Source organism: Streptomyces paludis, from assembly GCF_003344965.1.
Classification (GTDB): Bacteria; Actinomycetota; Actinomycetes; order Streptomycetales; family Streptomycetaceae; genus Streptomyces; species Streptomyces paludis.
Genome location: NZ_CP031194.1, coordinates 7253241 through 7275537, shown reverse-complemented (window position 1 = coordinate 7275537; position 22297 = coordinate 7253241). Strand labels below are relative to the sequence as shown.

Sequence of the window (22297 nt, the reverse complement as noted above, 5' to 3'; positions counted from 1 at the left end):
TCGGCTCAGAGCACTTCGGCTCAGAGCGCGTCGAGAAGGGCGGCGCGGTCGAGCTTGCCGGTGGTCGTCGTCGGCAGGACGACGCGCTGGAGCACACGGTGGGGCACCAGATGGCCGGGCAGCCGGGCGGCCAGCGCGCGGCGTACGGCGGTGGGGGACGGCGCGTCGGGATCCTTCGCCGTATAGAAGAGGGCCAGCCGGTCGTATCCGCCGCCCGCGGCCGGTACGGGGACCACGGCCGCTTCCCGGATCCCGGCTATCCCGCGGGCGGCGCTCTCGATCTCCCCCGGTTCTACGCGGTGTCCGGAGATCTTGATCTGGCGGTCGGCCCGGCCGCGGAAGTGCAGCGTCCCTTCGGCGTCGAGGAGGCCGAGGTCTCCCGTCCGGTACACGCGCACGGGTGCCGCCGCGAGGGGGAAGAGGGACAAGGAGGGGAAGGCGGACGCCGTGGCCTCGGCATCGCCGACGTAGCCGAGGGCCAGTCCTTCTCCGGCGAGGCAGATCTCCCCCACCGTCCCCGGCGGGAGCGCCTGTTCCCCGTCCAGGATATGCACGGTGGTGCCGGGCACCGGGACGCCGACGGGGATGCCGTCCGGGCGGGCGCGGTCCGCCGCGGTGATCCGGTGCGTGGTGGCGAAGACACAACTCTCCACCGGCCCGTAGCCGTTGGTCAGCGCGATGTCCGGGTATCGGTCCAGGAATCTGCCCACATGGGCGGGCGAGAGGCGCTCGCCGCCGGTGAGGACCTGGCGCAGGCCGGTGAAGCAGGGGTGTTCGGGGTCGTCCTCGTCGACGAGGAGGTTGAACAGGGAGGCCGTCAGCCAGGCGGTGTCCACCCCCGCGCTCGTGACGAGTTCCCCGAGGGTGTCCGGCAGAAGGTAGTCCGTGTCCGCGATGACACAGGTGCCACCGGTGGTCAGGGGGCCCCACACCTCCATGCTGAACGCGTCCCAGGAGGCCGGGGCGGCCTGGATCACCACCCGGCCGGGTCCGAAGTCCGCGAACCCGGGGTTGGAGAAGAGACGGGTGGTCGCGCGGTGCGGGGAGAGCACGCCTTTGGGTACGCCCGTACTGCCCGAGGTGAAGAAGACCGTGGCGGGACCGGCGCTGTCGACGGTGACGGACTGCGGCACGCCACGGCGGGACGCGGCCTGGCGCGGCGACTCGTCCGGAACGGTCCAGCGGGGTGTACGCGACCACGCCTCCGCCCCGGGCGGCCCGCCGGCGTCGGGCATCTCGCCGGCGTCGGGCTTGTCGCCGGTCACCATGACGGGTGCCCGCAGTACGGAGGCGATGCGGTGGATCCGCTCCTGCGGCCAGCGCCGGTCCAGCGCGGCGTACGCGGCACCCCGTTTCAGTACGGCCAGCAGGACGGCCACCAACCGGGCCGAGCGGGGCAGCAGCACCGGAACGGTCGTGCCGGGCCGTACGCCCGCCGCGTCCAGAGCTTCGGCATAGGTGTCCGCGGCGGCGTCGAGGGTGGCGTAATCGATGCGCTCGCCCTGGTGGACGACCGCGACGGCGGTGGGACGCAACCGCGCCTGGCGGGACACCGCTTCATGGATGAGCTGTGGAACTGCGGGATCGTGCACGGGACTTGCTCCAGGACGAACGGGGGAATCGGGGACGTCGGGTAAGAGAGGGATCGTAAAAGCGAGGACACGAGGGCCGGTTCGCGCCTCAGACGTCGATGGCGGCGACGACCTCGGCGAAGGTGTCGCACTCGAACAGGGTCTCCGGGGTGACGCGTACGCCGAGTTCCTTCCCGATCCGCGCGCAGATGCGCATGGCCTGAAGGGACGTACCGCCGAAGTCGTAGAAGCTGTCCGCCTCCGTGATACGCGGCACCTTCAGCACGTCGGCGGCGATACGCAGGACGGCCTCATGGTTGCCGGTCCCCTGAGCGGGGGCGTGCTGCTCGGTCACGATCTTCTCCTTGTCTCGCCCCGGGGCGGCATCCCGTGGCTCTCCATGACGGTCCACGGACACCGTCAGTGTGACAGCCCACCCCGCGGCTCATCGGACAAGGGACCCCTATAACCGGACGGTCGGATCCTCACGTCACTGAATCACAGACCCTTTCATGACACTGCATGTCACCCATGGATGTATGCTTCACTTCTGAATCCACAGATCGTCGGCTGGAGTATTGTCGTGAGTGATCGCGTGAAGACGGACCTTCAGGGCCGCACGGTGGTGGTCACAGGGGCGAGTTCGGGAATCGGCGCCGCCGCCGCCCGGCGCTTCGCCGAGCGGGGAGCGGAGGTGGCGGTGGTCGGCCGGTCACCGGAGAGGACCGCGGCCCTCGCACGGGAGATCGGCGCGCAGGCCCACCTGGTGGACTACGGCCGCCTGACCGACGTACGCCGCCTGGCCGAGGAGCTGCTCGCCCGCTACCCGCGGATCGACGTTCTCGCCAACAACGCGGGCGGCTTCTTCAACTCGCGCAAGGAGAGCGAGGACGGCCACGAGCTGACCTTCCAGGTCAACGTCCTCGCCCCGTTCCTGCTGACGAACCTGCTGCTGGACCGGCTGGCGGAGGCACCGGACGGGGCCCGGGTGGTGAACACGGCCAGCATGGACCACGGCAAGGGGCACCTGGACCTGGACAATCTGAACAGCGCCGGCGGTGGATACAACTGGCGGCGTGTCTACTCGACGGCCAAGCTCGCCACCGTCGTCCTCACCCAGGAACTCGCACGCCGGACGCGAGACACGTCCGTGACCGCGGCATGCTTCCATCCGGGGGTCGTGGCCAGCAACGTCGCGCGGGACAGCACGATGATGCGCGTACTGATGGGAACGCGCCTGGCCAAGGCGATGATGTCCACTCCCGAGCAGGGCGCGGAGCCGCTGGTTCATCTGGCCACCACCGCGGACATGTCCACCGGCAACGGCGCCTACTTCAACCGCCTCGTACACGAGAAGTCCGCCAACGCGCAGGCAGCCGATGCCCAGCTGGCACAACAGCTGTGGGAACGCTCCGCGCAGCTCACGGGCCTGACGGCCACGCCGGGCGTCTGACCACGGGCGGACCGCCGTCGTACTCACGCGATCCGGCCTCCCCACCCGCGGTGTCGGCGTTTCGGCCATCCCGTCTCAGTGAAGCGCTCTTGCGGGACAAGGGTCCCTGCGTCTCGCGCCCTCCATGTCCCTGCGGCGCCCGGCTTCCCAGACCGGCCGAAAGACATGTGTTCGAAATCCAGGCGGCGTCGTTGAACCCGACGACACCGCCACGGACCATTCGGAGGGGAGCGATGTGGACAACACAACGACCGGACGACACCGCGATGCGCCGCAGGACACGAAGGCCGCTACGGGAGAGGGCAGAATCTCGGACGCGGAGCGTGAGCTTTATGGGGGCCGGCTCCGGTACGACCAGTCCTATGTGCGGCACGAGGGCCCGCTGACCCGGCTGTCGTTCGGGCATATGGCCGCCGCGCTGCCGCGCATGATGGGCATGGTGCTGCGTACGGGCTGGGAGACGGACCGCAGGGCGCTGGGCGGCGTCGTGGTGGCCCAGCTGGGGCAGGGGGTGACGGCGGCGTGGGGGCTGGTCGCGGTCAACTCGGTGCTGACGCGGCTGTTCGCGGAAGGCCCGACCGCGGACAAGCTCCGTGACGCCCTGCCTTCGCTGGTGGTGCTGGCCGTCACCGCGGTGGGGGCCGCGCTGCTGTCGGCGTGGTCGACGGCGATGTCCGGCCGGCTGGAGCCGCAGGTGGAGCGGGCCGTGTCCGCGCGGTACTACGCGGCCGTCACCCGGGTCGAGGTGGCGGCGACCGAGCGGCCGGAGGTTCAACGGGTCCTGGAGGCGGGGCGGTTCGGTACCGACTCCGCGCGGGGCATGCTGCGGCAGTCGGTCGGCGTGGGCAACGTGCTCATCGGGATGGTGGCCGCCGCGGTGGTCCTGGCGTCGCTGCACCCGGTCCTGCTGCCGATGCTGCTGGCCATCGCGCTCCCCAAGGGGTGGGGCGCGATCCGTTCCGCGCGCCGTGAGTACGTATCGCGACTGCACTGGGTCGACCACCGGCGGGCCATCGCCTCGCTGCTCGCCTATCTGACCCGCCCGCACGCGGCGGCCGAGATCCGGGTGCACGCGGCCGGCACGAAACTGCTGGGCAGCTATGAGGAGATGTCCCGGCAGACGGAGGCCGAGCAGCGGCGGCTGGCCCGCGCGCAGGCGTCCACGGACCTGGTCGCCGGCGCTCTCGCCGGGCTGGCGTCGCTGGCCTGCTACGGCCTGCTGTGGTGGCTGCTGGCCAGTGGCGGCCTGCCGCTCGCCGTCGGCGGCACCGCGGTCATCGCCATCCGTACCTCGACCACGCGTCTGACCTCCCTCGTCCAGCAGGTCAACCGCCTCTACGAGGAACTGCTGTTCCTCACCGACACCGAGACCGCCATCGAGCTGGCCGCCGAACACGCCATCCCGCCCACCGGGGCCGCGCTGCCCTCCGCCGTGGACCGGGTCCGCGTGGAAGACCTGTCGTTCACGTACCCAGGGGCCACCAGTCCCGCCCTGAAGGGGGTGAGCCTGTCGGTCCGCCGGGGCGAGGTGACGGCGCTGGTGGGCGCGAACGGATCCGGCAAGACCACCCTCACCAAAGTGCTCGCCGGGCTGATGGTGCCCACCGAGGGGAGTGTGTGGTGGGAGGACGCGAAAGGCGCGCGGGTCCAGCTCCGGGACGCCGACCGCGCCCAGGTCTTCGCCGCGGTGGGACTGCTCGCGCAGGACTTCCCGCGCTGGGAGATGACCGCCGCCGCGAACGTCGCCATCGGCGCGGGCGACCGTGTCCGGAACATGGACCACGTCAAGAAGGCCGCCCGGGCCGCGGATGTTCTCACCCTCATCGACAGTCTTCCGCACGGCTGGAACTCGATCGTCTTCAAGGGCTACGAACGCGGTGTCCAGCTCTCGGGCGGACAGTGGCAGAAGCTCGGTACCGCGCGAAGCCTGTACCGCGACGCGCCGTTCCTGCTCGTGGACGAGCCGACCTCCGCGCTCGATCCGCACGCGGAGATCGCCGCGTTCGAAGGACTGTGGTCCCTCGCCGAGCGGGGACACGCGGTCGTACTCGTCACCCACCGCCTGGCCGCGACCGCGAACGCGGACCGTATCTACGTCCTCGATCAGGGGCGTGTGGCCGAGGAAGGCACCCACGAAGCGCTGATGACCGACCGGGACGGTATCTACCGGCGCATGTTCACCGCCCAGGCCGCCCAGTACGGACTCACCGCCACACCGGGCACACCCAGCACAACGGTCCCCGCAGCCCGCCGCCCCTCACCGCCCGTCCCGAAGGACGGGCAGGCCCCCCATCGACCGTGAGGTGATGACGTGCGGCCGCGCCGGCCACGGTGCCGCAGGCAGCCGGACCGTGATGAGGAGACCGCCGGCGCGGCCCGGGGCGAGGTCGAGGGTCCCGTCGTGGGCGCGGACGATGCTGTGCACGATGGCCAGGCCGAGGCCGACGCCGGCGTGCTCGTCGGTGCGTACGCGTTCCGTTCCGCGCTGGAAGGGTTCGATGAGGGTCGGCACCCGTTCCGGGGGGATCCGGCGGCCGGTGTTCTCGACCCTCAGCACGCTCGTGTCGCCGTGCGCCTCGGTGTGGACTGTCACGGTGCCGTCGGCGGGGAGGTTGTGGACGACGGCGTTCTGGACGAGGTTCGTCACCATCCGCGACAGAAGCTCGGCGGAGCCGCTCGTCGGCGCCGGCCCTCCGGTGACGTCCAGCGTGATCCGGCGCTGTTCGGCGAGGGGAAGCAGCGTCTCCGCAGCTTCTTCGGCGATGAGGGAGAGATCGACGCTCTCGCGGGTGAGATTTCCGCGGTCGCCTCGGCTGAGCAGCAGGAGGGCCTCGGTGAGATCGGTCGCCCGCCGGTTGACTACGTACAGGCGCTCGATGATGTCGTCCCGTGCCCGCGTGGGGTCCTTGCGGGCGACATCGAGGAGCGTCCGCGAGATCGCCAGCGGGGTGCGCAGTTCGTGGGAGGCGTTCGCGGCGAATCGCCGCTGCTCGGCGACGTGGGACTCAAGCCGTTCGAGCATCGAGTCGAACGCGTCGGAGAGTGCGCGGAATTCGTCCTGGCGGCCCTTCATACGGATCCGGTGGGAGAGCGACCCCTTCTCGGTGGCCCGGGCCGCATCCGTGATCTGTACGAGTGGGGCGAGCATCCGGCCGGCGAGGATCCATCCCCCGACGAGCCCGAACACGAGCAGGAGGACCATGGCCGCGGCCGCGGCGGGGACGAAGGCTTGCAGAAGGACGTAGCGGTTGGGTGCGATCCCGAGAAGACCCATATCGCTGTCCGGTACGTAGCGCAGCAGGAACACCCACACCACGGCCAGCAGGAGAGCGCCGGCGAGCGACACGAATCCGGCGTAGCTGAGGGCGAGTCTCAGCCGGGCGCTGAGCCCTGGGCGTCTACGCATACGTACTGCCGGGGGCGGCGATGTCCCGGTCCGGGGCGGCGGTGTGCGTACCGGTGTCGATCCGGTAGCCGACGCCGGGCACCGTCGCGATGATCCATGGTTCGCCGAGCCGTTTACGCAGCGCGGAGACGGTGATGCGCACGGCGTTGGTGAAGGGATTGGCGTTCTCGTCCCAGGCCCGTTCCAGCAGCTCTTCGGCCCCGACGACCCCGCCCTCGGCGGCGACGAGGACTTCCAGCACCGCGAACTGCTTACGGGTGAGCGCGACATAGCGTTCGTCGCGGAAGACCTCCCGGCGGAACGGGTCGAGCCGCAGGCCCGCGATCTCGTGCACCGGGGGCCGCGCGTACCCGCGTCTGCGGTCGAGCGCCCGCAGCCGCAGGACCAGCTCCCGCAGCTCGAACGGTTTGGTGAGGTAGTCGTCGGCGCCGAGCTGGAAACCGGACGCCTTGTCGTCGATCCGGTCGGCAGCGGTGAGCATGAGGATCGGAATGCCACTGCCGGAGGCGACAATACGCCGGGCGACCTCGTCGCCGGAGGGTCCGGGGATGTCACGGTCGAGGACCGCGAGGTCGTAGGAGTGGACGCCGAGCAGTTCCAGGGCGGTGTCGCCGTCGCCGGCGATGTCGGCGGCGATCGCCTCCAGCCGCAGACCGTCCCGGACCGCCTCGGCCAGGTAGGGCTCGTCCTCCACGATCAGTACGCGCATACGTGAAGCCTATGGTCATCGCGGAATCGGCGGCGACGGGTGCACACGGACACACCGCTCACCGTGCGTGCGTCGGTACGGGGCGAGGCCGGTCCGCCGGCACCTCCGCCGCGGTGCGCCACAGGCGGCGCGACGCCAGCCCGAACAGCACGGCGCCGGCCGCGTTGACCAGTACGTCGTCCACGGACGACACCCGGTCCAGCCGCAGGACGTACTGCGCGGTCTCGACCAGGACCGAGCAGCCCGCCCCGAGCACCAGGATCCGCGGCACGGACGCCAGCGCCGCGCACCGTACCGGAGCGAAGAACCCCAGCGCCGCGAAGATCAGCAGATTGCCGCCGATGCCGACCGGCCCCATCGTGACCAGGTCCCGCAGCGGGATCAGACTCACCCGGCCGGGGACGACACCGGCCCCCGGGCCCGGTTGCAGGGTCAGCCACACCATCGGCACCGTCCCGTAGACCATGCCCACCTCGGCCAGCGACATCCGCCACGCCGAAGTGACACCGCCGGCGCGCCGCAGGCGCGCCAGAGCCCACACCACCGCGGCGGCCAGGGGCAGCCCGACCAGCGTCATGAGCACCACACCGTTGAACGTGTCGAAGCAGCCGTGCCACCGCCCGGCCATACAGGCCGGAGCGGTCATCAGGAGCGGCCGCCGCACGGCGAACAGCACGCCCGCCAGACCGAGGATCGCCAGGCCGGTGAGCAGGATCCGGCGGGGCGGTGCTGAGGGGGACGGAATGTGATTCATGTTCTCCCTCAGCCGCCCGCCCCGCCGGAGGGCGCGGCGCCGGTGATGGCCTGTGTCTGCTGCCTGAGGATGTCCGCCAGATTGTCGGAGTCGCGGTTGATGAGGGTGACGGCGACCCAGCCGGTGTACGGATAGACGCTCCAGTTGGCGCCGACACCGGGGTTTCCCCCGGCACGCTGGTACTCCCACTGGCCATTGACGATGCCGACCGCGAGCCCGTACGCACCGAACGACGTCCGCCCGCGGGGGATCTTGGCCCCGAATAGCACATCGGCCCAGGGCCGGTCCAGCACCGTACCGTCGGTCAGCGCCCGCGCGAACCGGACCAGATCCGGCGCGGTGGCGAAGCCGCCGTCCCCGGGGGCGTCGATGAAGGCGCGGCCCGGGTTCTTGCCGCGTGTGTACGGGGACCCGCTGCCTTGGTCCAGGTCGCGGAGCGCGTCCACGACGCTGCCGTCGGCCAGTTCCATGTACGGGTGCGCGATGTGCGGGTCGGTGAGCCACTGCGGCCTGGTGCGGAACGCCGAGCCGGTCATGCCGCAGCGCTCGAAGATGTTCTCCTCGACGTAGTCCCAGTACGTCGTGCCGGCCACGGCCTCCACGATCAGCGCGGCGATGGTGACCTCAGCCTCCGCGTGGCCGGTGCCGGGAGTGCCCGGGACGCCCACCAGTCTCGCCTGCCGGGCCCGCCGCTCGTAGTACTCGCGCACCTCCTCCCGGCTGTGGAAGACGCGTCGCACGTCCTCGTCCGGGGAATCCAGCCCGGAGGTGCCGGACAGCAGGTGGTGGATGGTCACCTGCCCGGCGATGTCCTCGGCGAAGCCGGTCAGGTGGGTGCCCACCGTGTCCGACAGCCGCAGCCTGCCCCGCTGCGCCAGTTGCAGGACGGCCACCGCGTGGAACGGCTTGCCCGCCGAGCTGAGGCTGAACGCGGTGTCCTCGCGGTGGGGGATCCCCTTCTCGCTGTCGGCCATCCCGTAGCTGCGGGACAGGACCGTGCGGCCCCGGTGCGACAGCAGCACCACACCGGAGAACCTGCCCTCGGCGGCCAGCCCCGCCACGTACCGGTCGTAGGCTCCACCGGGCAGGGTGTCCCCCGGGATCCGGTCGTCCCCGTACGAATCGGTGGGAGCCGGGTCGGCGTGGGCGATCCGGGCGCCCACCAGCGGCATACCGCCCGCCACCGCGCCGGCGGCGGCCAGCCCGCCCCATCCGAACAGCCGCCGCCGGCCGACGCCCCGTACCGCGTCCGAGTCCATGATCACGCCCCATTCCCGAACAGATCCGGCGCTGACAGTGATGCACTGTGTTTCATGCCTCCACTGAAGACGCCGGGCTGTTGCGCGGGCGTATGCGATTTCCGATACGCCCGCGATACACGGAATGGCTCGGACCGGGCCGCCGACGCGGACGGCGACGGTGTACGCGTACTGCCGTCAGCCGTGCGAGGTGACTACGCCCAGACCCAACGGATGGACACCCGGCCCTGGCTGATGTTCGCTATCTTGCGGAAGGCGGCGGGGCTGAGATCCAGGTCGTCCGTCGCACAGCCCATGCACTTGTCGACGATCGTCACGTACACCACACCGAGCGGGCCGCGGACTTTCAGCTGCTTGCCGCACGCGGCCGAGTTGTTGGGGTTGGGAGCGGTGCCGTACCACCGCTGTGAGATGGCCACGACCAGCTGGCTGTCGTTGTTCCTCCACCCGCAGGCGCCGAGTCCGGTGTTGTAGTACGTGCCGTCCCCGTAGTGGACGTACTGAACCGACGCACCGTCGTCCGCGGCGGCGGCGGGACCAGCGGTGATACCGGTGGCTCCCACGGCCAGCACGGAGGCGATGCCGGCCAGTACGGCACGGCTGCGGATACTTCCCTTGATGACGTTCGCAAAGCGGGACAAGTGGTCAACCCCTTGAAGAACGGTGGTTCAAGGACTGCCGGGCAGGGCTGCCGGGCGACGGTCATGCTGGCCCATGGGGCCACTCACGGCACAGGCGTTTCAAGGTCAATCTGTGCTCAGATAGAGCCACTTCTTCCAACCTGGTTAATTGGCAAGGGAGTTGACCCCATACACCACACCCGAAAGCCCCTTGGCGGACGGGCGCTCGACGGTTGACGGCCACCCGCGCGGCGGCTTCCCGACGCGGTGCGGGAGCGGCCCGGCCCCCGGAGGCGCCCGGGATCCGGTCGCGCCCTCAGGTCGCTTTCGCGGTGGGGTCCGGGGTGCTGTGTCGAGTGAACACCCACAGCACGAGCCCGAGGCAGCTGAACGTGGCACCGAGTGCGCAGACGGCGCCCCAGCCGGCCGCCGTGTAGAGGGCGGTCGCGGCGATGGCGCCGGTGGCGCTGCCGATGGCGTAGAAGACCATGTATCCGCCGATGAGCCGGCTGCCCGCGTCCGGATGCAGGGCGTAGATGAGGGTCTGGTTGGTGACATGGACCGCCTGCACGGCGAGATAGAGAAGGATCACCCCGACGACCAGGGCCCAGAGCGAGCTACGGGTGAAGGCCAAGGGCAGCCACGAGGCGGCGAGCAGAGCCAGGGCGATGCCCGTGGTGTGCCGGGAGAGTCCGCGGTCGTTCAGCCGGCCGGCCGCGGTCGCGGCCAGGGCGCCGGCGGCACCGATCAGCCCCAGCGCCCCGATCGCGCTGTGGGACCAGAAGTACGGGGCCTCGCTGAGCGGCAGCGCGACGCTGCTCCACAGAGTGCTGAAGGCCGCGAAGACCAGCAGGCCGAACAGGGCGCGGAGCCGGAGCAGTCGTTCCCGTGCGAACAGGGTGATCGTGGAGCGCAGGAGCTGTCCGTAGCGCAGCGGTACCGGCGGAGTGCCGTTGTGACGTGGCAGTACGCGGTACAGGACCAGGGAGAGCAGGGCGATGAGTGACGCCGAGGCGAGGTAGACGGAGCGCCAGCCCGCGAGATCGGCGAGGAGGCCGGACGCCGTGCGGGCGAGCAGGATTCCGATGACCACGCCGCTGGTGACCAGACCGACGACCCGTCCGCGCCCGGCGGGAGGGGCCAGTGACGCCGCGAAGGCGACGAGTGTCTGTGTGACGACCGCGAGCAGCCCCGTCGCGGCCATGCCCGCGAGCAGGACCGCCGCCGTACGGGCGGTGGACACCACGGCCAGCGCCACCACCAGAAGCAGCAACTGGGCGACGATGAGCCGTCTGCGGTCGGCCACGTCGCCCAGTGGTACGAGGAAGAAGAGCCCCAGCCCGTATCCGACATGCGTGAGGGTGACCACGCTGCCGACCAGCGCCGGGCTCATGGCGAGGTCGTGCCCCATGGTCACCAGGAGCGGCTGGGAGAAGTAGACGTTGGCCACCGCCGCCCCGCAGGCGACGGCGAACAGGAGGACGACACCGCGGGGCGGGACGGGCGCGGCGCCTTCCCCGCTTCGGGTCCTGGTCCGTCGTGTCGCGGTCTCAGGGTCGCCGGACATCGGCACTCAGGTGGCCGTTGCTGATCGGAGCCGGAGGTGTGGGGTTACGCCTGCCTGGAGTGCGCCGCAGCGGGCCGGGGGATCCTCCGCGGCCGGGTGGTGCAGGTCCGCGGTCGCTCGGGCAGGAACCTTCATCCACTGCGCTTCGCCGGGCTGTGGGTCCCGGTGTTGCCGAGGTTGTCGCCGTGTTGTGATGTCGGTGCGGCCGGGGCCCTCGCCGGCGGCGTTGGCCGGCGAAGCGATCCGTCCGCCGTCCGTCCGCCGTCCCTGACGGCCGCGGCACAAGGGGTGGGCTGGTACGCGGCCCACCAGGCAGACGCCGGCACGCAGCACGACGACGCCGAACCGCTCGTCCGGCTCGACGATGAAACGATCTTTCCCTCGGCTGAATTGCCGTTCCACAGCGGATTGTCCAGGATCCGCCCAACGGTGGGCCCTCGGCATCCGACCGGGCCCGGAACCGTACACGGTCGGACGCGCACACGGCTCGATCAGCTTAAATCGCCCGGCAGCACCGCCTGGATCATGACCTCGCGAGCCCGCGCGAGATGCAGGCGCAGCTCACGCTTGCCTCCTTCGATCTCACCTTCGAGGGCGAGTGCCAGCAAGGTGACGTGCTCGTCGACCGAGCGCTGGAGATCGGCGACGGGGCGGATCGAGATGCCGAACAGCGCGGAGAACGTCGGTCGGTACTGGTCCCAGAACGCCTCCAGACGGCCGTGGTCCGCGATGCGGTAGAAGTTCTGATGGAAGGCGAGGTCCGCCTCGCCGAAGCGGGCGCCGTCCTGGCTGGTCGCGGCCGCCCGCATCTCCTCTATCGCGGCTCGCGCGGCGTCCCATCTCGTCTCAGGACCGTCGCAGGTGATAGCGCGCTCGTAGGCCAGTTGCTCCAGTGCCAGCCTCAGCGAGTACAGCTCGTCGATGTCCGCGGCCGTCAACCCGACCACGAGCACTCCACGCCGTCGACCGTCGCGCACCAGCCTCTCGCCGGCGAGGCGCTGGAGAGCCTCCCGGACAGGGGCGCGGCTGACGTCGTACTCGTCGGCGAGCACCCCTTCGACCAGGTGCGTTCCGGGTCGCAGCGTCCCGCTGATGATGCGAACGCGCAGGTCGTCTGCGATCCGGTCCCCCAACGACCCCTGTCGGATCGGCGTTGCTGCGGTCATGTCTCTCCTCGGACGGGATGGTCACGAACTGGTTGCGCCTGGCCTCATTCTGTCAGAAAACCAGGATAGATGGTTGACGGTCGACCGTCGACCGTGGCTATGGTGAGCCGTCTCGCGGCCATCGGCCGCGCTGTCACAACCTCCTGGCGTTCAGGAAGAAGGAGCAACGATGCCCCGGACAATGAAGTCTCGTGTCGGCGCGGCCGGTTTCGTGATGCTGACGATCGCGGGAGCGCTCTCCGGCTGCTCGTCCTCCGACACGGCCGGCGGCGGCAAGGGTTCGATCACCGTCTGGATGAAGAAGCAGCTCGTCGACGAGCAGAACACCGAGTTCGTCAAGCGCGCACAGGAGTACGGCAAGGCCCACGATGTGAACGTCAAGGTCGAGATCATCGCGTACGAGGACTTCTACCCGAAGTGGGCCGGGGCCCTGGAGTCCGGCAACGTGCCCGACGTCTCCTTCTTCGGGTACCAGGAAGTCGGGCAGTTCTACGCCCAGAAGGCGCTGCGGAACGTCACCTCCCTGTCCGACCGGGTCGAGAAGGCCAACGGCACGATCTCGGACACCCTCAAGAAGCCGGTGACCTTCGACGGCGCCATGTACGCCATCCCGGCGTGGGCGGAGGCACAGGTCCTGATCTACCGCAAGGACCTATTGGAGGCCGCGGGAGTCAGGAGCGCCCCGGACACCTGGGAGCAGTTCAGAACCGATGCCGCGAAGGTGACGGACAAGGGCAAGGGCGTCTACGGCGCCGGTGTCGGCTACGGCCAGAAGAACAGCGACGCGGAGTTCTGGACCCGTGCCCTCACCTGGTCCTACGGAGGCAGCCTGGACGCCTCTCCGGCCGACGCGGCCGGCACCGGACCGGCCAACGTCCGGGCAGCCCAGCTGATCAAGGGCGTCTTCGACGACGGCTCCGCCCCGCGTGACGCGCTGAACTGGGACGACGCCGGAAACAACCGGTCGTACCTGTCGGGGCAGTCGGCCATGGTGTTCAACTCGGGCAGCCTGCTCCAGACGCTGCGGGCGGAAGCACCGCAGATCTACGAGAAGACCGGTGTCACCCCGTTCCCCGCCGGGCCGGAGGGCACGGTCTCGCCGGGCATCATGAACACCTTCGGCATCTTCGCCAAGGCCAGAAACCCTGAGGGCGGATCGGACCTCATCTCCTACATGCTCCAGAAGGACTGGTACACGAAGTGGACCGACCTCGGCGCGCCGTTGGCCATCCCGGTCTTCGACGAGTTGCGTTCGAGCGGTGTGTGGGCCGAGGAGCCGAACAAGGCGTTCGCCGACTCGGTGACCGGGGCCACGTTCCTGGGCTCGCCGAGCCAGTACAGCCCGGCGGCCGGTCAGATCTACAACGACCGGCTGGTCAACAAGACGTTCCAGGAAATCCTGATCAACAAGGTGGACCCCGCCAAGGCGCTGGCGGCCCTGCGCGAGTCCGCCGACCAGTCCTACGCGAAGTAGGGGGCGGCCATGCCGAAGGCAGCCGTGCCGGAGAAGCACGACACGTCTCCGTCCCCCGCCCCCGGCCGCCCACGGCGGCTGTCCGGTGCGGCCCGGCGGGATCCGTCCCGTACCAGTCGTACCGGAGGAGCCCTGGGTTACCTCTTCGCGGGACCGATGACCCTGTACTTGGTCCTGATCATGGCCCTGCCCCTGCTGTGGGCGGTGTGGATCAGCTTCACCGACAAACGGGTCGGGGCGCCCGGCGAGCTGATCGGATTCACCAACTACACCGATGTCCTGACGGATCCGCTGTTCTGGCGGACGGCCTGGAACACCCTGGTGTTCACCCTGGGTGCCGTGGTCCTGAAGCTGATCTTCGGCATGGCCATGGCGCTGGCGCTCAATGAACGCTTCCGGGGACGCGCCCTGTTCCGGGTGCTGCTCTTCCTGCCCTGGACGGTCCCGACCATCGTCTCGGTGTTCGCGTGGCAGTGGATGTTCTCGGACGTCGGCGGCGCCTTCAACGCGATCCTGCGCGGTGTCGGACTGGCGGACGAACCCGTCCCGTGGCTCACCGATCCCAAGATGGCGATGCTGTCGGTCATCGCGGTCAACGTGTGGCGGGGAACCCCGTTCATCGGCATCGCCCTGCTGGCCGGCCTCTCCGCGGTGTCCCAGGAGCAGTACGAGGCCGCCCGCGTGGACGGTACCAACGTCTTCCAGCGCTTCCTGCACATCACGCTGCCGTCGATCCGGAACGTCGCGATGCTGGCGGCGGTCATCACCACCATCTGGACGCTCAACGACTTCGAGATCATCTGGCTGCTGACCCGGGGCGGCCCGGCCGACGCCACGCAGGTGTTCTCCACCCTCAGCTACACGATCGGGTTCCAGAACCTCGACATCGCCAAGGCGACGACCATCTCGATCCTGTCGATTCCCCCGCTGATCGTCCTCATCAACTACGTGACCAAGCGGACTCTGAAGGACCAGGACTGACCATGAAGAGTTCACCGCTGAAGACAGCGTTCCTGTACACCGTGCTGGTCGCGATGAGTGTGGTGGCGCTTTTCCCGATCTACTGGATGCTGAACACCTCGCTCAAGTCCAACGCCGAGATCTACCGGATCGACCCGACGTTCTGGCCCGAGACCTTCACTCTTGAGTCGTACCGGAAGCTGTTCGAAGGGCCGTTCCCCACCCAGATCGGGAACAGCCTCCTGGTCGGCTTCGTCGTCTCCGTCCTGTCGATCGCCGTCAGCGTCTTCGCGGCGTACGCCATCGCGCGGATGAGGTTCCGGGGGCGCAAGGCCATCTCCAAGAGTGTCCTCTACGCGTACCTCATGCCGCGGGCCGTCCTGTTCATCCCGCTGTACATGCTGGTCTCCCGGCTCCAGCTGGCGGACTCGCTCTGGGCGCTGGTGCTGGTCTACCCGACGATCACCATCCCCTACGCGACATGGATCCTGGTTCCGTACTTCGCCTCCGTCCCGGTCGAACTGGAGGAGGCCGCCATGATCGACGGAGCCGGCCGGCTCCGGGCGATGCTCCAGATCACCCTTCCCCTGTCGGCCCCGGCCATCGCGGCGACCACGGTCTTCAGCTTCACCCTGTGCTGGAGCGAGTACCTCTACGGCCTCGTCATGATCAATTCCTTTGACAAGAAGACGATCCCGCTGGGCCTGGCCGACATGATCAACGGCGATGTCTTCGCCTGGGGCCCCCTCATGGGAGGGGCCGTCATCGCCACACTGCCGATCGTGGCGCTCTATCTGGCGGCCAACCGGTGGATGGTCAGCGGACTGGCGCTCGGGGGCGTCAAATGAGAAAGGGAGCAGAACAGCGCGTGCGACTGCAAGAACGAGTCACCTCCGTCCTCCAGCACCTCGGCGCCGACGCGGACATCGCCGCCGAAGTGGCCCGCCATCTCCTCAGGGCCGAGGCGTCCGGGCACGCCTCGCACGGCATCCTCCGCCTCCCGCAGTACCAGGACGAGATCGCCCGTGGCATCATCGACCCCTCCGCGAGGCCCGAGGTGACCCGCGACGAGGGTGTCGCCCTGCTCATCGACGCCCGCCGCGGATTCGGCCACTACTCCACATCCGTGGCCACGGACCTGCTGGCCCGGCGTGCCCTGGAGCACGGGATGGCCATGGCCTCGATACGCAACACCACCCACATCGGGCGGCTGGGGGAATACACCGAACGCCTCAACGCCCAGGGCCTGCTGTCCATCATCACGGTCGGCGCGGCCGGGCCCGGCATCGGCTCGATGGCCCCGTTCGGCACCCGGTCGGGTCCGTTCCTGAACTCCAATCCCTTCGCCATCGGGGTTCCGGGAAAGGGCCAGGACTTCGTCTTCGACGGATCGATGTCCAACATCGCCGAAGGCAAGGTCCACGCGGCTCGCGACCGCCGGAGCGGCCTTCCGGAAGGAGCCATCCTCGACCGCGACGGCCGGCCCACCACGGATCCGGGCGACTTCTACGCCGGTGGCACACTCACACCGCTCGGTGGCAGCCTGGCCGGCCACAAGGGCTACGGACTGGCACTCGCGGCCGCGCTGCTGGGCGGGCTGGCCCACGCCGACGGGTCGCCGGCCGATGTGACCGGAATCGCCGCCACCTCGGGGGCGCGGGAGGGCTCGCCCCGTATCGGAGGCGTCACCCTGCTGGCCTTCGACCCGCGGAGGTTCGGCAGCGAGGACGGCAGCTACCAGAGCGGTGTCGGATCGGTGCTCCAGGCCCTGACCGGCGCCGGCGCGGTGGTGCCCGGCGAGTTCGAGGCGCGCAAGCGCGCGAACGCCCGGGAGACGGAACCGGAACCAAGGGCGGAAGAGACGTTGGCACTTCTGGAGAGCCAGTTCGCGAAGGCGGTGGAGCGATGAGGGGAACGGTGTCCGATCCGGCGGTGGGCCGGGGCAGGACCGTGCTGGTGGGCCCGGTTCGTTACGAGGAACTCTGCGGCTCCGGCCGACGCCTCCTGGTCGACGCGGGTTTCACCCTGATCGAGAACCGGACCACGGCGCCCTGGGCCCCGCACGACCTCGAACCCCTGCTGCCCTCGGCCGACGCGGCGATCTGCGGAGTCGAGGAGTACGACGCCGCCATGCTCGCCAAGGCGCCCGGGCTCCGTGTCATCTCACGGCTGGGAGTAGGGCTGGACAACGTGGACCTCACGGCCGCCCGCGAACGAGGCATCGACGTCGTCAACGCGCCGGGTGGCAACGCCGCGGCCGTCGCCGAACTGGCGGTCGGGCTGATCCTCTCCGTACTGCGCAGAATACCGACCATGGACCGCGACATCAGGGCGGGCCGCTGGGACCGGTACGCGGGCAACGAACTCGCGGGAAAGACCGTGGGACTCGTCGGATTCGGCGCGACGGCCCGGCTGCTGGCCAGACGGCTGGCGGGCTTCGACGTCACCCTGCTGGCCTTCGACCCCCGGCCGGACCCGGGCAAAGCGGCCGAACTGCGGGTGCGGCTCACCTCGTTGGACGAGGTCGTCGAACGAGCCGACGTCCTGAGTCTGCACGCCCCGCACACACCCCGCACACACCACCTGGTCGACGCCGGACTCCTCGGCAGGATGCGCCCGGGAGCGGTGCTCGTCAACACCAGCCGCGGCGGTCTCGTCGACGAGACCGCGCTCCGCGCGGCGCTGGAATCGGGCCGCCTGGCAGGAGCCGGTCTGGACGTCTTCGGGACGGAGCCGACCACGGCCGGCCATCCGCTGCTGCGCCTCGCGAACGTGGTGGCGACACCGCACGCGGCCGCGGACAGCGAGGAGGCGTACGAGCGGATCGGTCTCTCGTCCGCCCAGGCCGTCATCGACGTCTTCGCGGGACGTACACCGGTCAGCCTCGCGAACTGACCCCCGGAACCGGACCGTACCCGCGCCCACGCCCGCACCACATCGAACAACTGATCACAGGAGTCAGCACACCATGGTCACCAGAGACATCATCACCGCCGTACCCGTGGCCTTCCGGGACGACGGCAGCCTCGACCTCGCCGGCTCACGCGCGATCCTCCGCCACGTCGCCGCGTCCGGGAACGAAGGCGCTTTCGTGGTCGGGACGACGGGCGAGTTCCCGGCGCTGTCCCACTCCGAACGCGGCGAACTGGTGGCCGCGAGCGTCGAGGAACTCTCCCCCCACATGCGCGTCGTCGTCCACGTCGGCGCCGCCAGCCTCTTCGAGGTCCTGGCCCTGCTCGACCAGGCACGCCGGGCCGGCGCGACCGAGGTGGCGGTGATCACGCCCTACTACCTGCCGGCCACCGACACCGCGCTGCTCGACTTCTACCGCCGGATTGCCGAGTCGGCGACAGGTCTCGACGTGTACGTCTACGTCTACCGCCGGCGGACGGGCAACTTCGTCACGCCGTCCCTGATGACGAAGCTCGCGGCGCTGCCCAACATCGTCGGCGCCAAGGTCAGCGAGGAGCCCCTGGAGCAGATCGCGGAGTACCGGTCGGTCGTACCGTCCGACTTCGTGCTCTACACCGGCGCCGACCGACAGCTCGGGAGCGCCGCCGGCTTCGGGGCTCAAGGTGTGGTCTCGGGCGTCAGCTCCGTGCTGCCCAAGCCTTTCCGCGCACTCGTCGCGGCGCTCGCGTCGGGCGACCCGGCGGCGACCGCGGCGGCCCAGGCCGCCGTCGACGACGCCGTGGACGCCGTCGCCGGGGACATGGGACGTATGAAGGCCGTCTACAGCCTTCTCGGAGTACCGGCCGGAACCACCCGGATGGCCATGGAGCCGCCGTCGAAGGAGGTACTTGCCCGACTGGCCCAGGTCGTCGAGCGGTACGCGTAGGGCCCCTCGTCCGGACCCGCGGCACCAACGGCCGCATCAGCCGTTGACGCGGAGGGCGCTCCCCGATCCAGCCGCACATCCACACGAAAGACCGTACCGGCCTTGGTGCTGGCGGGTTCTCATATCCGCCGCGCGAGCGGCACGGGAAGCCCGGCTCAGCGCCGCAGCGGGGGCAGGGGTGCCGCTCGACCTCGTCCGCGTCGATCGGGGAAGGCTCTTGAGGGTCATTCACGTGAGAGCAGGTTCTGAGAACCAATTCAAGATCAACGGCGGTCCGGCGGCCCGCTCCCGGGACCGCGCCGCGGCCACACGGTCCGCGGCGCGGTCGGGGTTCGACAAGGGAGCCGGTGCGGTAGTCAGCGGGGGAAGCCGTCGGCATCGAGGCGGAAGACGAGCTCTGCCTCATTGCGCTTGGTGGTGTGCAGGTCCCAGTAGAGGGGAGAGATCTGCTCGGGCTTGGCCGCCTCGACCCCGGGCAGGACGGAGACGCCGATGGAGGAGTCGATGCCGACGTGGGCGGCCTGGATCCCACTGCCGTCGTCGGCCAGCTCCTTGTGCAGGTTCATCGCCCAGTTGCGCAGCGCCGCAGCGGCGGCGTTGACGTTGGCGACCCGCGGATCGGGCCAGATCGAGCCGGCGCCGGTGGTGTACAGCAGAGTGCCGGCGCCTGCCTCGCGCATCGCCGGCAGCACTGCCTTGGTGGCGGCGATGGCGCCGTAGAGCTGGAAGTTCATCTCGAACTCCACATGCGTCGGCTCGGTCTGGGCCGGAGGGGTCAGCGTGGCGATGCCGAACGTGCCCACCGGGGAGTACTCCAGGACGTCGATGCCGCCGAATTTGGCGGCGGCGTCCTTGAGTGCCTGGGTGAGCCCGGCGCGGTCGAGCACGTCCGCGGGGAACGCGGCAGCGGTGATGCCGTCGGCGGCGAGCTCGCTGACGAGAGTGTCGAGCTTGTCGCGGCTGCGGGAGATCAAGGCGACGTCGAAGCCGTGGGAGCCGAAGGCGCGGGCGATGGCCAGGCCCAGCTGGGGGCCGGCTCCGACGATGGCGATGCTGGTCACAGGAGTTTCCTTTCGCGGACCGTCGCGGCGGCGAAGCGCCCGCGCGGCCCTGAATGATGTGGATAGACCTATCCGGTTTCTGATCCGGAAAGGTCTATCCGGTTCGTCTCGACCACGGTAACACGAATCGGATAGGGCATTCCGATTAGCTAGACTGGCGGCATGAGCCAGGACGACACCACCGCCCAGCCCCTGCGCAGCGACGCCGAGCGCAACCGGGGGCGGATCATCGCCGCCGCGCGCACGGTGTTCGGGAGAGACGGCCTGACCGCCTCCATGGCCTCGGTGGCCCGCGAGACGGGCGTAGGCATCGCCACCCTGTTCCGGCACTTCCCCACGAAGGCGGACCTGGTCGCGGCGGTCTTCGCCGACCGCATGGACGCCTACGCGAACGCGGTCACCGTCGCACTGGCCGACCCCGACCCCTGGCACGGATTCACCGGCTACATCGAGGCCGCCTGCGCCATGCAGGCCGCCGACTACGGCTTCGCCGACGTGTTGACCACGACCTTTCCCACCGCCAAGGCCCTGGAGAAGCGCCGCAACGAGGCATACGAGGCCATGCTGCGGCTCATCGACCGCGCCAAGGCCACAGGCCGCCTGCGCGAGGACTTCGACCCCTCCGACCTCGTGCTGATGCACATGGCCAACGCCGGCGTCGTCAACGCCACCGGCGACGCCGCTCCCGACGCCTGGCGGCGCATCGTCGCCTACTTCATCCAGTCCTTCGAGGCCCCCGCCCGAGGCCCCCTACCCGCCTCGCCCGCGCACGACGCCCTCTACCGGGCCATGCTCCGCGCTGGCTCGACTGGCACCACCGCGTCAGAGCCGGGCAAGGGCAGCTGACCATCACCCGGCCACCGGTCGCCCACCACCTGGGTCACGGTCTCCGCGCTCAATCGGTCGGCGTCCGCCTGGAGGCGAAAGCGCGGCACCGCACCGACACCGACACCGACCACCTGACCTGACCGCCAGGGAGTCGGCCGGGTGGCCGCTGCCCGTCCGGCTCATGCCTTCGAGCCGTCTTCATCGTCGTCCAACTCGACCGCGTCCGGGTCGCGCAGGGGCCGCGATCCCTCGGACGGCATCGGAGGGTGAAGCTGTAACGGCCCAGGCCGTTGAGGTTCTGGTGCTTGAGCGGGGACAGCCGGGCCATGTCCTCCACAGCGTGATCACCTTCAAGAAGAGTCCCAGCGAGCCGAACTGATCCCCCATCACGTCCCTGCATGCCTGGTGGATGATGCCGCGCTTGCCGTGGCACACGTCGCGGGCCGGCTTGTGCCGCGGCTCCTGCACCATGAGCTCCCGGTTCATCTGAGGCGGTAGGTGTCGCCCCGAGCAATGTCGCGCGCCAGAACCGTTGGTCGTCCAGGTCGCGGAAGCGCGGAATGAAGTCGTAGCCCAGGATCTTGTGGATGCCGAACACCATGCCGGTGTACGAGGCGTTGTCGGCGAGTAACGCGGAGAACCCGGCATCTCAGCCGGGCCGGCCGGTTCTTCGGCTACCACGCCACCGTTGGTGACGCCCGTCCGGTCTTCCCCCCCCCGGCCTTCCGGCCCCGCTTCCCGCACGCGGACGATTGGACGCCTGCTTCGGTCGCACCGCCGAGGTCCGCCGGTCAGTCAGCGCGACCAGGCTGCCGGTATCGTGGACCCGGCGTCATCGGATGATGCGCGGAGTGGTCTAGCCGCTTCGTCTGTGACCGGGTCAGTTGTTCGGGCTGTCATGGCGGATCCACTCCTTCGTCGTGGTGGTACGGACGTGGTACGGACCGGAGCCGGGTGGGCCCCGGCCGCGGCCGCGTTCAGCGGGACAGCACCTGGGCCAGCAGCGCGCGCACCACAGGTCAGGCGCCCTTCGCGACCGGCTCCAGGATCGCCACGCACTCCACGTGGTGCGTCATCGGGAAGATGTCGGCCTGGACGCAGGCAGGAAAGCAGCAGGTCAGCGCTGCTTTTGGGGCCCGGATGAGAGCCTCCGGGCGCCCAGAGCGTCAAATGAGCGTCACGGCCCTACGTCGGTTCGGCACCGGAACTCTGGCGCGTCATGGCTCCCGTGAGCCTCCGCCAACTTGAAGGTGCTGGTCAAAGGGTTGATGTGACCGGCTCTCGGGCTACTCGTGCTGGTCGTGGGCGACTGTCTGAGGAGTAGATCATTTGACGGCGAGAGCGGACTGTGGGTGACCATTCTCGGAGTACCTACGCCCGGCCGCAAGGATGAGGGACTTTACGTGATCACCGGATTGACGGTCACCTTCGGTTGTGCAGGCATGCCTTGTGGAACCAGCCCCGACAGCCAAGTCTGCTTCACTGTCACCGCTTTCAACTGCCTCGCCCTCTGGAACACGCGTGCGGCGGGCCTCCTGGTCCCGGTCTTCCAGAACCTCTACGCCCGTCACCGCGGCCGAGTACTACGCCTGGTGGGACCGACCCGAGTGAGTAGTGTCCCGAGCGTGTGG

19 protein-coding genes and 1 pseudogene are annotated in these 22297 nt (G+C 69.7%); 9 read left to right on the top strand and 11 right to left on the bottom strand.

Annotated features, from left to right (window positions below):
• Nucleotides 1-20 precede the first annotated feature (20 nt).
• Nucleotides 21-1592: an amino acid adenylation domain-containing protein gene (locus DVK44_RS32120; RefSeq protein WP_162794162.1), complete on the bottom strand. Its 1572-nt coding sequence runs from the start codon at nucleotides 1590-1592 to the stop codon at nucleotides 21-23.
• 88 nt (nucleotides 1593-1680) lie between these two features.
• Nucleotides 1681-1926 (bottom strand): acyl carrier protein, encoded by a 246-nt coding sequence (locus DVK44_RS32115; protein WP_162794160.1) that lies wholly within the window; start codon nucleotides 1924-1926, stop codon nucleotides 1681-1683.
• 228 nt (nucleotides 1927-2154) lie between these two features.
• Here DVK44_RS32115 and DVK44_RS32110 point away from each other — a divergent pair, with 228 nt between their 5' ends.
• Nucleotides 2155-3024, top strand: a complete 870-nt coding sequence (locus tag DVK44_RS32110; protein ID WP_228447459.1) for an SDR family NAD(P)-dependent oxidoreductase — start codon at nucleotides 2155-2157, stop codon at nucleotides 3022-3024.
• Between the two features lie 235 nt (nucleotides 3025-3259).
• On the top strand, nucleotides 3260-5326 hold the full coding sequence (locus DVK44_RS32105; protein WP_228447458.1) for an ABC transporter ATP-binding protein: 2067 nt from the start codon (nucleotides 3260-3262) through the stop codon (nucleotides 5324-5326).
• On the opposite strand, the gene DVK44_RS32100 is transcribed toward DVK44_RS32105, so the two are convergent.
• From DVK44_RS32100 to DVK44_RS32070, 7 genes are all read right to left on the bottom strand, one after another.
• Nucleotides 5282-6430 carry a sensor histidine kinase gene (locus DVK44_RS32100; RefSeq protein WP_114664126.1) on the bottom strand — a complete coding sequence of 383 codons (1149 nt, stop codon included), beginning with the start codon at nucleotides 6428-6430 and terminating at the stop codon, nucleotides 5282-5284. The two genes, DVK44_RS32105 and DVK44_RS32100, sit on opposite strands and share 45 nt — an antisense overlap.
• Nucleotides 6423-7139, bottom strand: a complete 717-nt coding sequence (locus DVK44_RS32095; RefSeq protein WP_114664125.1) for a response regulator transcription factor — start codon at nucleotides 7137-7139, stop codon at nucleotides 6423-6425. Before DVK44_RS32095 ends, DVK44_RS32100 begins: the two co-directional genes overlap by 8 nt.
• 58 nt (nucleotides 7140-7197) lie before the next feature.
• On the bottom strand, nucleotides 7198-7893 hold the full coding sequence (locus DVK44_RS32090; protein ID WP_114664124.1) for a VanZ family protein: 696 nt from the start codon (nucleotides 7891-7893) through the stop codon (nucleotides 7198-7200).
• 8 nt (nucleotides 7894-7901) lie between these two features.
• Nucleotides 7902-9152: a serine hydrolase domain-containing protein gene (locus DVK44_RS32085; RefSeq protein ID WP_114665577.1), complete on the bottom strand. Its 1251-nt coding sequence runs from the start codon at nucleotides 9150-9152 to the stop codon at nucleotides 7902-7904.
• A gap of 194 nt (nucleotides 9153-9346) precedes the next feature.
• Nucleotides 9347-9793 carry an RlpA-like double-psi beta-barrel domain-containing protein gene (locus DVK44_RS32080; protein ID WP_114664123.1) on the bottom strand — a complete coding sequence of 149 codons (447 nt, stop codon included), beginning with the start codon at nucleotides 9791-9793 and terminating at the stop codon, nucleotides 9347-9349.
• A 295-nt stretch (nucleotides 9794-10088) separates the two neighbouring features.
• Nucleotides 10089-11339, bottom strand: a complete 1251-nt coding sequence (locus tag DVK44_RS32075; protein ID WP_228447457.1) for an MFS transporter — start codon at nucleotides 11337-11339, stop codon at nucleotides 10089-10091.
• Nucleotides 11340-11830: 491 nt separating this feature from the next.
• Nucleotides 11831-12505, bottom strand: coding sequence for a GntR family transcriptional regulator (locus DVK44_RS32070; protein WP_114664122.1), 675 nt, complete (start codon nucleotides 12503-12505; stop codon nucleotides 11831-11833).
• Between the two features lie 169 nt (nucleotides 12506-12674).
• Between DVK44_RS32070 and DVK44_RS32065 the strand changes: the two genes are divergently transcribed.
• From DVK44_RS32065 to DVK44_RS32040, 6 genes are all read left to right on the top strand, one after another.
• On the top strand, nucleotides 12675-13979 hold the full coding sequence (locus DVK44_RS32065) for an ABC transporter substrate-binding protein (protein WP_114664121.1): 1305 nt from the start codon (nucleotides 12675-12677) through the stop codon (nucleotides 13977-13979).
• A gap of 156 nt (nucleotides 13980-14135) precedes the next feature.
• Nucleotides 14136-14960, top strand: a complete 825-nt coding sequence (locus tag DVK44_RS32060; RefSeq protein WP_228447456.1) for a carbohydrate ABC transporter permease — start codon at nucleotides 14136-14138, stop codon at nucleotides 14958-14960.
• Nucleotides 14961-14962: 2 nt separating this feature from the next.
• Nucleotides 14963-15787, top strand: coding sequence for a carbohydrate ABC transporter permease (locus tag DVK44_RS32055; protein ID WP_114664119.1), 825 nt, complete (start codon nucleotides 14963-14965; stop codon nucleotides 15785-15787).
• Between the two features lie 20 nt (nucleotides 15788-15807).
• The gene (locus DVK44_RS32050) at nucleotides 15808-16848 is read left to right on the top strand and encodes an Ldh family oxidoreductase (protein ID WP_162794158.1); all 1041 of its coding nucleotides are present in this window, start codon (nucleotides 15808-15810) and stop codon (nucleotides 16846-16848) included.
• On the top strand, nucleotides 16845-17834 hold the full coding sequence (locus DVK44_RS32045; RefSeq protein ID WP_114664117.1) for a phosphoglycerate dehydrogenase: 990 nt from the start codon (nucleotides 16845-16847) through the stop codon (nucleotides 17832-17834). Before DVK44_RS32050 ends, DVK44_RS32045 begins: the two co-directional genes overlap by 4 nt.
• Nucleotides 17835-17907: 73 nt before the next feature.
• Entirely contained in the window at nucleotides 17908-18777 is an 870-nt protein-coding gene (locus DVK44_RS32040; RefSeq protein ID WP_114664116.1) for a dihydrodipicolinate synthase family protein, read from the top strand.
• Nucleotides 18778-19133: 356 nt separating this feature from the next.
• Here the strand turns inward: DVK44_RS32040 and DVK44_RS32030 are convergent, their stop codons facing one another.
• Entirely contained in the window at nucleotides 19134-19838 is a 705-nt protein-coding gene (locus DVK44_RS32030) for an SDR family NAD(P)-dependent oxidoreductase (protein WP_114664115.1), read from the bottom strand.
• A 162-nt stretch (nucleotides 19839-20000) separates the two neighbouring features.
• Here DVK44_RS32030 and DVK44_RS32025 point away from each other — a divergent pair, with 162 nt between their 5' ends.
• Nucleotides 20001-20684: a TetR/AcrR family transcriptional regulator gene (locus DVK44_RS32025; RefSeq protein WP_114664114.1), complete on the top strand. Its 684-nt coding sequence runs from the start codon at nucleotides 20001-20003 to the stop codon at nucleotides 20682-20684.
• A gap of 161 nt (nucleotides 20685-20845) precedes the next feature.
• On the opposite strand, the pseudogene DVK44_RS37430 reads toward DVK44_RS32025, so the two are convergent.
• A pseudogene (locus DVK44_RS37430) lies at nucleotides 20846-21288 on the bottom strand (Tn3 family transposase); the annotation flags it as partial.
• Nucleotides 21289-22297: the final 1009 nt, after the last annotated feature.

Coding starts and splice junctions, on each gene's coding strand:
- DVK44_RS32100 (WP_114664126.1), bottom strand. CDS start 6,430: ATGCGTAGACGCCCAGGGCTCAGCGCCCGGCTGAGACTCGCCCTCAGC.
- DVK44_RS32095 (WP_114664125.1), bottom strand. CDS start 7,139: ATGCGCGTACTGATCGTGGAGGACGAGCCCTACCTGGCCGAGGCGGTC.
- DVK44_RS32090 (WP_114664124.1), bottom strand. CDS start 7,893: ATGAATCACATTCCGTCCCCCTCAGCACCGCCCCGCCGGATCCTGCTC.
- DVK44_RS32085 (WP_114665577.1), bottom strand. CDS start 9,152: ATGGACTCGGACGCGGTACGGGGCGTCGGCCGGCGGCGGCTGTTCGGA.
- DVK44_RS32075 (WP_228447457.1), bottom strand. CDS start 11,339: ATGTCCGGCGACCCTGAGACCGCGACACGACGGACCAGGACCCGAAGC.
- DVK44_RS32070 (WP_114664122.1), bottom strand. CDS start 12,505: ATGACCGCAGCAACGCCGATCCGACAGGGGTCGTTGGGGGACCGGATC.
- DVK44_RS32065 (WP_114664121.1), top strand. CDS start 12,675: ATGCCCCGGACAATGAAGTCTCGTGTCGGCGCGGCCGGTTTCGTGATG.
- DVK44_RS32060 (WP_228447456.1), top strand. CDS start 14,136: ATGACCCTGTACTTGGTCCTGATCATGGCCCTGCCCCTGCTGTGGGCG.
- DVK44_RS32055 (WP_114664119.1), top strand. CDS start 14,963: ATGAAGAGTTCACCGCTGAAGACAGCGTTCCTGTACACCGTGCTGGTC.
- DVK44_RS32045 (WP_114664117.1), top strand. CDS start 16,845: ATGAGGGGAACGGTGTCCGATCCGGCGGTGGGCCGGGGCAGGACCGTG.
- DVK44_RS32040 (WP_114664116.1), top strand. CDS start 17,908: ATGGTCACCAGAGACATCATCACCGCCGTACCCGTGGCCTTCCGGGAC.
- DVK44_RS32025 (WP_114664114.1), top strand. CDS start 20,001: ATGAGCCAGGACGACACCACCGCCCAGCCCCTGCGCAGCGACGCCGAG.